2 protein-coding genes are annotated in these 1,290 nt (G+C 58.1%); one reads left to right on the forward strand and one right to left on the reverse strand.

The window, feature by feature from the left end:
• Positions 1–680: glycosyltransferase (locus tag EOA86_RS34995; protein ID WP_128345658.1), on the forward strand; the 680-nt coding region annotated here is incomplete at its 5' end.
• Positions 681–773: 93 nt separating this feature from the next.
• Here EOA86_RS34995 and EOA86_RS39115 read toward each other — a convergent pair.
• The gene (locus EOA86_RS39115) at positions 774–941 is read right to left on the reverse strand and encodes a hypothetical protein (RefSeq protein ID WP_164892341.1); all 168 of its coding nucleotides are present in this window, start codon (positions 939–941) and stop codon (positions 774–776) included.
• Positions 942–1,290: the final 349 nt, after the last annotated feature.

The following is a 1,290-nucleotide window of genomic DNA, read 5'->3' on the forward strand; positions in this document are numbered from 1 at the left end:
GTTTTGGAATGCCCCGGAAGGGTGTCGTCACGTATCTCGGCGTGGATCCCATGTGGTTTCAGCCAATCCATGGGAATTTTGAACACCCGCAACTTGCAGCTGTACCACAAGCTGCAAGCGTCATTTGCGCAGTCGGACGTATCGAGCCTCGGAAGGGCCAGTTGGAAACTGTCCGGGCTATCGCGAGCGCGCGCGATGAATACGGATTAGACAATCCGATCTTTGTGATGGCTGGACGGGCCGAAGATCAGGCCTATGCCTCAAAGATATTGGATGAAGCGGCACGAGCTCGTGTTCCAGTGATCGCTACCGGTAGGCTGTCCGACGACGACTTAAAGCGCTTATACCGCCGTGCGGCGTGCCACACATTGTTCGCACGAGAGCTACAGGGAAAGATCGAGGGCTTCGGGCTAGTGTTGGTTGAGGCCGGTGCGCAAGGATGTCCTTCGATAGCGACGGCCGTCGGCGGCATACCCGAGGTCATGGGCTCCACTGGTGTGCTGGTGCCCCCGGAGGACGTGAACGCGATGGCCCGCGCGATAGCAACCTATGTGGCCAATGCAGAACTGCGTGAGCGCGACGGTGCTCTTGCCAAATCACGGGCACGCACCTTCGACTGGGCAACCTGTGCAGGCGCGACGTTTCCGGAGCTGAATGGGCTGAGCCCGACGCCAAAGTAGCTGCTCAGCTTTTCCGGAGTCGGGAACCAAGGAATATCGCCAAACGATGAAAGGATTGTTGAAGCAACCACGGAAGTCCGCCCGGTAGCGTCATCAACCGGAGAGCTCGTGATCCTTGAGCGATTGTTTGGCGAGAGTTTTATCAAGCTCGGCGAGCTGCACCGATACACGTTCGAGCTCGTTGACGCCTTTGTTAACAATGCCGCCGAGCGCGCTCCTTGCGGTATCGCTCTGGGGCGTACAGATCGAATATACTGGCATGGATGATGCGTTCTTGGCCCGCTCCGGGGACGGGACGCAGCGATCGATGCTGCATCGACAACGTGGCTTCAACGCCGTTGGCTTGCAGAACGCGGTGGAATCGAAACCCGGCGAGTGCTGCCGCCTTCATCGCGCGAACCGGGAAGCAAAACCGGATAGTAGGTCGTTTGCGCATCGGAGAGCTCTGATTTCGCCTCCGTTATGGTCCTGCCGTCGCGGTACAGAATAATCGCTACGGAAGGATTCCAGGGCTGCCGCCTGAGATGCTCGAACTCTCGCCATTCCGCCAGCATCTTTAAGAGCTGTCAGCAAAGTCTTTGCGCAAGGCGCGGTAGAACAATAGCTTGGG

The organism is Mesorhizobium sp. M5C.F.Ca.IN.020.32.2.1 (genome assembly GCF_004023105.1).
GTDB classification, from domain to species: Bacteria; Pseudomonadota; Alphaproteobacteria; order Rhizobiales; family Rhizobiaceae; genus Mesorhizobium; species Mesorhizobium wenxiniae.